This window comes from Flavobacterium melibiosi, from assembly GCF_048158545.1.
GTDB classification, from domain to species: domain Bacteria; phylum Bacteroidota; class Bacteroidia; order Flavobacteriales; family Flavobacteriaceae; genus Flavobacterium; species Flavobacterium melibiosi.
The window spans coordinates 129,304-136,841 of record NZ_JBLNKU010000013.1 but is presented as its reverse complement, the minus strand read 5'-3'; the positions used below and the strand labels follow the sequence as shown (position 1 = coordinate 136,841).

General features: G+C 32.8%; 7 protein-coding genes. 6 read left to right on the top strand and 1 reads right to left on the bottom strand.

Annotated elements, in window-relative coordinates:
- Positions 1-199: 199 nt before the first annotated feature.
- The 5 genes from ACM55F_RS15215 to ACM55F_RS15195 all read left to right on the top strand — a co-directional run bounded on the left by ACM55F_RS15215 (position 200) and on the right by ACM55F_RS15195 (position 5,488).
- Positions 200-1,666, top strand: a complete 1,467-nt coding sequence (locus ACM55F_RS15215; protein ID WP_416854670.1) for a Gfo/Idh/MocA family protein — start codon at positions 200-202, stop codon at positions 1,664-1,666.
- Positions 1,667-1,725: 59 nt separating this feature from the next.
- Positions 1,726-2,370 (top strand): 3-keto-disaccharide hydrolase, encoded by a 645-nt coding sequence (locus ACM55F_RS15210; protein ID WP_416854669.1) that lies wholly within the window; start codon positions 1,726-1,728, stop codon positions 2,368-2,370.
- A 76-nt stretch (positions 2,371-2,446) separates the two neighbouring features.
- Complete coding sequence (locus ACM55F_RS15205; RefSeq protein ID WP_416854668.1) at positions 2,447-3,688, top strand: nucleoside permease; 1,242 nt, start codon at positions 2,447-2,449, stop codon at positions 3,686-3,688.
- A gap of 10 nt (positions 3,689-3,698) precedes the next feature.
- Positions 3,699-4,592, top strand: coding sequence for a hydroxypyruvate isomerase family protein (locus tag ACM55F_RS15200; RefSeq protein WP_416854667.1), 894 nt, complete (start codon positions 3,699-3,701; stop codon positions 4,590-4,592).
- A gap of 20 nt (positions 4,593-4,612) precedes the next feature.
- Positions 4,613-5,488, top strand: coding sequence for a sugar phosphate isomerase/epimerase family protein (locus tag ACM55F_RS15195; protein ID WP_416854666.1), 876 nt, complete (start codon positions 4,613-4,615; stop codon positions 5,486-5,488).
- Between the two features lie 56 nt (positions 5,489-5,544).
- Here the strand turns inward: ACM55F_RS15195 and ACM55F_RS15190 are convergent, their stop codons facing one another.
- Positions 5,545-6,540, bottom strand: coding sequence for a phytanoyl-CoA dioxygenase family protein (locus ACM55F_RS15190; RefSeq protein WP_416854665.1), 996 nt, complete (start codon positions 6,538-6,540; stop codon positions 5,545-5,547).
- A gap of 156 nt (positions 6,541-6,696) precedes the next feature.
- On the opposite strand from ACM55F_RS15190, the gene ACM55F_RS15185 reads away from it, so the two are divergent.
- Positions 6,697-7,533, top strand: coding sequence for an AraC family transcriptional regulator (locus tag ACM55F_RS15185; protein ID WP_416854664.1), 837 nt, complete (start codon positions 6,697-6,699; stop codon positions 7,531-7,533).
- The last annotated feature ends 5 nt before the right edge of the window (positions 7,534-7,538 follow it).

Genomic DNA, 7,538 nt, shown 5'->3' with positions numbered 1-7,538 from the left:
AAGGTGCTGAATTTATAAAGAAACATATTATAAAAGTAACTGATAAAGCTTTTGATGATTTTGCAGCGGTAGAAACGAACAAAGCATTTAACTTGAAAAATTTAGGACTATAAAAAAATCCAAAACGCAGTCAACCTAGACAATAATTCGAGAATCAATTAATTTTCTGTATTTCATAATAAATAACAAACATCTTATAATGAATATTAAAAAAGAAGACGATAAAGAGAATAAAATCATAACTAACCGTCGTGATTTTATAAAAACTAGTGCTATAGCCGCTGCGGCATTTATGATTGTTCCTAGACATGTTTTGGGAAGAGGATTTGTAGCTCCAAGTGATCGTTTATTAATTGCTAGTATAGGTGTGGGTGGAAAAGGGCAATCTGATATTGCTATGTTTGATAAGAGTGGAAAAGCGAATATTGCTTTTCTTTGTGATGTTGACGATAGAAGAGCGTCTAAAAGTGTAACTGCATTTCCCAAAGCCAAGTATTACAAAGACTGGCGTGAAATGTTTGACAAGGAGCATAAAAAATTTGATGCTGTTTCAGTTGCAACGCCGGACCATAATCATGCGATACAAACCTTGGCTGCGATGCAATTAGGTAAGCATGTGTATGTTCAAAAACCTTTAACACATGATATTCATGAAGCTCGTATCTTGACTCAAGCAGCAAAAAAATACAAAGTGGTAACCCAAATGGGGAATCAAGGTGCATCAAACGATGGAACCCGAATAATGAAGGAATGGCATGAAGCCGATTTAATTGGAGATGTTCATACTGTATATGCTTGGACTGATCGTCCAGTTTGGCCACAAGGTATCCCCTGGCCTACTACAAAAGCAGAAATTCCTGCAGCATTAGATTGGGATTTATGGTTAGGAACTGCTCCACAAAGAGATTATGTAGACAAATTAGTTCCTTTCAACTGGCGTGGATGGTGGGATTACGGTACTGGCGCATTAGGAGATATGGGTTGTCACTTGATTGAAGCTCCTTTTAGCGTATTAAACTTAAAATATGCTAAAGATGTGCAATGTAGTGTTGGATCCGTCTATGTAGATGAATTTAAAAGAGGTTACTTTCCACAAAGTTGTCCGCCTTCGAGCCATGTGACATTAACTTTTCCTAAAACCAATAAAACGAATGGCGATGTAACTTTACATTGGATGGATGGAGGAATTCAACCAGAAAGACCTTTAGAATTAGAACCAAATGAAATTTTTGGAGATGGTGGAAACGGTACTTTATTTGTTGGTACAAAAGGAAAAATGATGTGTGACACTTATGGGATGAACCCTCGTTTACTTCCTTTGACAAAAAATCAAAATATAAATGTTGCACAAAAATACAATCGAGTTATTGATGGATCTAACGGCCATTATAAACAATGGGTAGAAGCTGCAATTGCAGGTCATGGTAAACAAGAATTAAGTTCTCCTTTTGAAATCGCTGGTCCTTTAACCGAGGCCTTATTAATGGCTAATTTGGCTATCAGAGGCTATGATATTCAAAAAGAAACACTTGGTAAAACGAAATATCCAGGTCGATCAGTAAAATTACTCTGGGATAATGATGCTATGAAAATTACAAATTTTGATGATGTTAATCAATTTGTAAAACGGGAATATCGTCAGGGTTGGAATAATTTAGCTTTATAAAAGTATTTAAAGCAATCATCATGATAAAAAAAATCCTAAGTTTATTAACATTAATAGTCATGGTACAAATAACAAATGCCCAAAAAGAATTTAAACCATTATTTGATGGTAAAACTACCGATGGCTGGCATACCTATGGAAAAACTACTGTAAGCGCGGCATGGAAAATTGAAGAAGGAACCTTGCATTTTGATCCAACTGCAAAAGAAAATGGTCAGGGTGGCGATATTGTGACTGATAAAGAATACTCTAATTTTCATTTAAAAATAGATTGGAAAGTAGCACCAAAATCTAATAGTGGAATTATTTTTTATATTCATGAAGATCCTAAAAAATACAAAAACACTTATGAAACAGGTTTGGAAATGCAGGTTCTTGATAATGATGGACATCCTGATGGAAAAATAACCAAACACAGAGCGGGAAATTTATATGATTTGATAAAAAGTGATATTGAGCCTGTTAAACCTGTTGGGGAATGGAATACTGTTGAAATAATTAGTAATAATGGTCAACTTACTTTAAAATTAAATGAGGTGATTGTTGTAAAAACAACCCTTTGGGATGACAATTGGAAATCACTTGTTGCTGGAAGTAAATTTGCTGCTTGGAAAGATTTCGGAACATTCAAAAAAGGAAAAATAGCCTTACAGGATCATGGTGATGCTGTTTGGTACAGAAATATTGTAATTAAAGAATTGTAATCTACCAGATTATTTCTTTAGAATTAATTTAAAAATAAAAACTATTAAACCATTTATATTAACTAACTTAAAACCAATGAATACCACAATCCGAATTAAATTATCTGTAATGATGTTCCTAGAATTTTTTATCTGGGGCTCATGGTTTGTAACATTAGGAACTTTTCTAGCAAGCAATTTACATGCTTCAGGTTCTGAAACGGCTTCCATTTTTTCAACCCAATCTTGGGGTGCCATTATTGCTCCATTTGTCATAGGTTTGATTGCAGACCGCTATTTTAATGCCGAGAAAATTTTAGGTATTCTTCATATTATTGGAGCATTTTTGATGTATCAAATGTATGTTTCAGATGATGTAGGCGTTTTTTATTCCTATGTTTTAGGGTATATGATTTTATATATGCCAACATTGGCACTTGTAAATTCAGTTTCTTTTAATCAAATGAAAGATCCAGAAAAAGAATTTGCAAATATTAGAGTTTGGGGAACTATCGGTTGGATTTTAGCCGGATTATCCATTAGCTTTTTATTCCATTGGGATTCTGCCGAAGGTGTTACTCAAGGATTATTAAAAAATACATTTCTTTTGGCAGGAATCGCAGCTTTAATTTTGGGATTGTTTAGTTTTTCATTACCTAAAACCCCCCCTAAAGTTGCTGCAACTGAAAAAATAAAAATTGGAGATATAATTGGTCTCGATGCTTTAAAACTTTTGAAAGATAAAAATTTCGCAATCTTTTTTATCTCATCAATTCTAATCTGCATTCCCCTAGCCTTTTATTATCAAAATGCACATCCCTTTTTAACAGAAGCAGGAGTTGAAAATCCAACTGGAAAAATGGCTATTGGTCAAATATCTGAAGCACTATTCTTACTGTTAATTCCTGTGTTTTTTACTCGTTTTGGTTTTAAGAAAACTATTCTAGTAGGTATGTTGGCTTGGGCTATCCGTTATGTTTTGTTTGCTTATGGCAATGGAAGTGATTTGAGCCTTATGCTTATTATAGGTATCGCTTTACACGGTATTTGTTATGATTTCTTTTTTGTGTCGGGTCAAATTTACACCAACTCAAAAGCAGGTGAAAAATATAAAAGTGCTGCGCAAGGTTTAATAACTCTGGCTACTTACGGTGTAGGTATGTTAATAGGTTTTGCAGTTGCGGGTTGGATAACAGATAATTATAAAACGATTGATGGAGCCATTGATTGGAAAATGGTATGGATTATTCCAGCAGGTATAGCCTTCGGTGTATTTTTACTTTTTGCTCTTTTATTCAATGACAAAACTAAAACAGTAGAGGAAATTCCTGCAGTATAAAAACAAAAAGATGAGTAGTAATTTAAATAGAAGATCAGCAATAAAAGGAATTCTTGCTGGAACAGCGGCTTTGAGTATTCCATCTGGATTTTCTGCTTTGGCAATGCCAAAAAATGGAACAGATATGATATCTAATTTTTTAAAAGGAAACATAAATCACTCTGTTGCTCGATGGTGTTTTAGTGATTTTGACATAGAAACACTTTGCATCGAAGTGAAAAAATTAGGAATCACAGGTATTGATTTAGTTGGTCCAAAAGATTGGCCAATATTAAAGAAATATGATTTGGTATCTACGATGTGTAACGGAGCCGAAATTAATTTGGTTGATGGTTTCAACGATGTCAAATTCCACGAAACGCTAATAAAGAATTATACGGAAATGATTCCGCTTGTTGCAAAAGCAGGGCATAAAAATCTAATTTGTTTTAGCGGGAACAGAAGAGGAAAAACAGATGAAGAAGGTTGGAATAATTGCGTGATTGGTTTGCAGAAACTAATTCCATTGGCAGAAAAATATAATGTAACGCTGGTAATGGAGTTGTTAAACAGCAAAATTGACCATATAGATTATCAATGTGATAAAACATATTGGGGAGTCGAACTAGCAAAACGTTTGAATTCTGAAAATTTCAAGTTGCTTTATGATATATACCACATGCAAATTGATGAAGGTGACATTATTAGAAATATAAATGAAAATCACCATTATATTGCACATTTTCATACTGCAGGTGTTCCAGGTAGAAATGAAATAGACGAAACACAGGAACTAAATTACCCGGCAATAATGAAAGCGATTGCCAAAACAGATTATAAAGGATTTGTAGGTCAAGAATTTATTCCTAAAAATCCAAACAAACTAGCCTCCTTAAAACAGGCTATAGCAATATGTGATATTTAATAATTTAAAAAAAACAACTGATGATAAAAAGAAGAGATTTTTTAATAAATAGCGGTTTGGCATTGGGAGCATTAGCGATTGCTCCTTCATTTGCATTTACTTCGAGAAAGAAAGCGATTGGAATTCAATTATGGACACTAAGAGAAACTTTACCCAAAGATGTCAAAGGCGTGTTAGCACAAGTTGGAAAAGTAGGATTTAATGAAGTAGAAACTTTTGGATATTCCCCAAAGAATGGTTTTTTTGGTACTTCTGTAAAGGATTTTAAATCGATGCTGTGTGATAATGGTTTAAAGGCTACCAGTAATCATTTTGATTTCAACGGATATATAGAAAATGGTTCAACAGAATCTCTTAAATCTTATATTGAGACTGCTAATATTTTAGGAAGTGAGCATGTAACGGTACCTTATATTTTAGAAAACTTAAGAGGAAAAAGTATCGATGATTATAAAAAATTAGCGTTGAAAATAAATCAAGCAGCTGAAATTTGCAAAGCTTCAGGGTTAAAATTAGCGTATCACAATCATGCTTTTGAATTTGAAAAATTTGAGTCTACAACAGGGTATGAGGTTTTATTAAATAATACAGATAAAAACTTAGTTGACTTTGAATTAGATTTATACTGGGCAGTACGTTCAGGAAATAATCCTTTACAATTATTTAAAGATCATCCAGGACGTTTCAAAATGTGGCATGTAAAAGATATGGATAAAGGTAATCCGGATTGGAATGCAGAAATAGGAACTGGAACAATAGATTTTAAATCAATTTTTGCTCAAGCTGAACTTGCTGGAATGAAGCGTTTCTTTTTAGAACATGAATCTAATTATAAACCCAATCCAATAGAATCCGTAGCGGTAAGTTACAATTATATTAAAAATAACTTAATATAATTTTCTAGAGAAATATGGTTATATAAAGAAGAGGGATACTTAGTATCCCTCTTCTTTTACCATTTTGTTACTCCCAATAATTTTTTCCCCAATTCACTCAGTTTGGCTGTTTCATATTTATTTTGTTCCCAATTACGGGGATCTCCAGGAAAGGCGTATCCCTCAGGTGCAATTCGATTTTTCCATGAATTGACTCTCCATTGACGCAGTTCTTCATTTTCCTCTTCAGCCGGCATCATAGAAATATATTGTGCCATTCTTACTTTATCCTTTGTAATATTGGGACGTATACCGTGCGGTTGCGTACTGTTGAAAATTAATAAATCACCAGCTTCCATTTTTACTTTTACAAATTTATCTTCGAGTCCGGTAACATCCGGTTTAAAACGATTTCTATCTTCTGGTTGTGTCAGTTTCCAAGTATCATAATTTCGATATAAATCTGGAATACATTGAAATCCTCCCATATTTTCATCCATTTGGTCTGCCAAAGCGAGAACTCCTTGTACGTTTTGAGGTTTTGTTTCCGGATCATAATCCCAATGAATAAATCCTTTGAAATCAAAACCTGGACGAACTGGTAAATTCAGATTCGCTCTGTCAATGGTTACCCATAATTTCTCCGTTCCCCAAATATCTACAAACGCATCATATACTTTTCCCATTTGTCGATTATCCCATTGGTATTGATGATTGTAAACTTCAACCATACCACTATTCGTAAGCTCTTTCATTTGCATTTCGGCTCTTGGCGGAGCATACCAAGTTTCTGGATCATTTTTATTTTTTTCTTCAAATTTCCATAAAAAATCACCCATTTTTTTAGCATTTTCTTTTGGTACAGCATTTTTTATGACAATGTAGCCGTTTTCAATCCAAAATTTCCAATCTTCTTCGGTAAGCAAACGTAAAGATTTGCCATTAGAACGATCATTTAATTTTGTTGTGCTGGATTTTGCAGTCGATGGATTTCCCGGAATATCTTTGTGGGCATTATTTTGTGCCATTGTGGGAACCATAGTTGGTGTCATTGATTGATTATTCTTTTCCATAGTTTTTATATTTGGTGTTATTACTATTTCAAAAGTAGAAAAAGAGAAAACTAATTACTTCCACAAAATTTACTGCTATTTGTACAATATTGATTTTTTTTAGTAACTTTAAATAAGATTATGTATTATATTGGACAATTATAGAACTACCGAGATATGAAAATAGTTTTTGAGGACATAAAAAGATTAGCCGGGAGTTCATTTAGAATATTGGTAAATCCAAAATTGAATGATTTTTATTATTGGCATTTTCATCCTGAATTTGAATTAACTTTCATTGTAGCACCAAATGGAACACGACGCATAGGCGACCATATTGGCAATTTTGAAGGAAGCGATTTGGTTTTTATAGGTTCCAATATTCCGCATTTGAATTTTGATTATGGAATTAAAACCGAATATGAAAAAGTAGTTTTACAGATTAAAGAAGATTTTTTCAAAAATGACTTTATAACAACTCCTGAATTGGGTTCTATTTATCAATTATTTGATAACTCAAAAAAGGTTATTTGTTTTCATGGAGCTGTAAAAGATAAAATTGGAATAAGGCTTCAAAAAATTCATCTTTTATCTCATTTCGAACAATTCATAGAAGTGCTATCATTATTTCAGATTTTAGCAACATCAAATGAAATGACTTTTTTGCACGATAAACCATTTGAAAATCTATATAATAACAAAGAACAATTGCGATTAAAAGTAGTTTATAAATTTATAGAGGAAAACTACCAAAGGGCTGTTTCTATTGAAGAAATCTCCCATTTAACTCATTTATCTAAAGCGGCTTTTTGTCGTTATTTTAAGAAAATGACGCGATTGACATTTACAGAATTTTTAAATCAATATCGAATTGAGCAAGCTAAAAGACTTTTGAAAAGTGATAAAAACGTAACTGAAACCTGCTATGAATGTGGATTTGAAAGTCTGTCATATTTTAATAGAATTTTCAAAAAAGTAGTGGGTGAAAATCCGATACAATTTAAGAAAAAATAAAAAAG

Bases quoted from the DNA above. Each gene is read 5' to 3' on its own strand.
- ACM55F_RS15185 (WP_416854664.1), top strand. From the start codon at position 6,697: ATGAAAATAGTTTTTGAGGACATAAAAAGATTAGCCGGGAGTTCATTT.
- ACM55F_RS15195 (WP_416854666.1), top strand. From the start codon at position 4,613: ATGATAAAAAGAAGAGATTTTTTAATAAATAGCGGTTTGGCATTGGGA.
- ACM55F_RS15205 (WP_416854668.1), top strand. From the start codon at position 2,447: ATGAATACCACAATCCGAATTAAATTATCTGTAATGATGTTCCTAGAA.
- ACM55F_RS15210 (WP_416854669.1), top strand. From the start codon at position 1,726: ATGGTACAAATAACAAATGCCCAAAAAGAATTTAAACCATTATTTGAT.
- ACM55F_RS15200 (WP_416854667.1), top strand. From the start codon at position 3,699: ATGAGTAGTAATTTAAATAGAAGATCAGCAATAAAAGGAATTCTTGCT.
- ACM55F_RS15190 (WP_416854665.1), bottom strand. From the start codon at position 6,540: ATGGAAAAGAATAATCAATCAATGACACCAACTATGGTTCCCACAATG.
- ACM55F_RS15215 (WP_416854670.1), top strand. From the start codon at position 200: ATGAATATTAAAAAAGAAGACGATAAAGAGAATAAAATCATAACTAAC.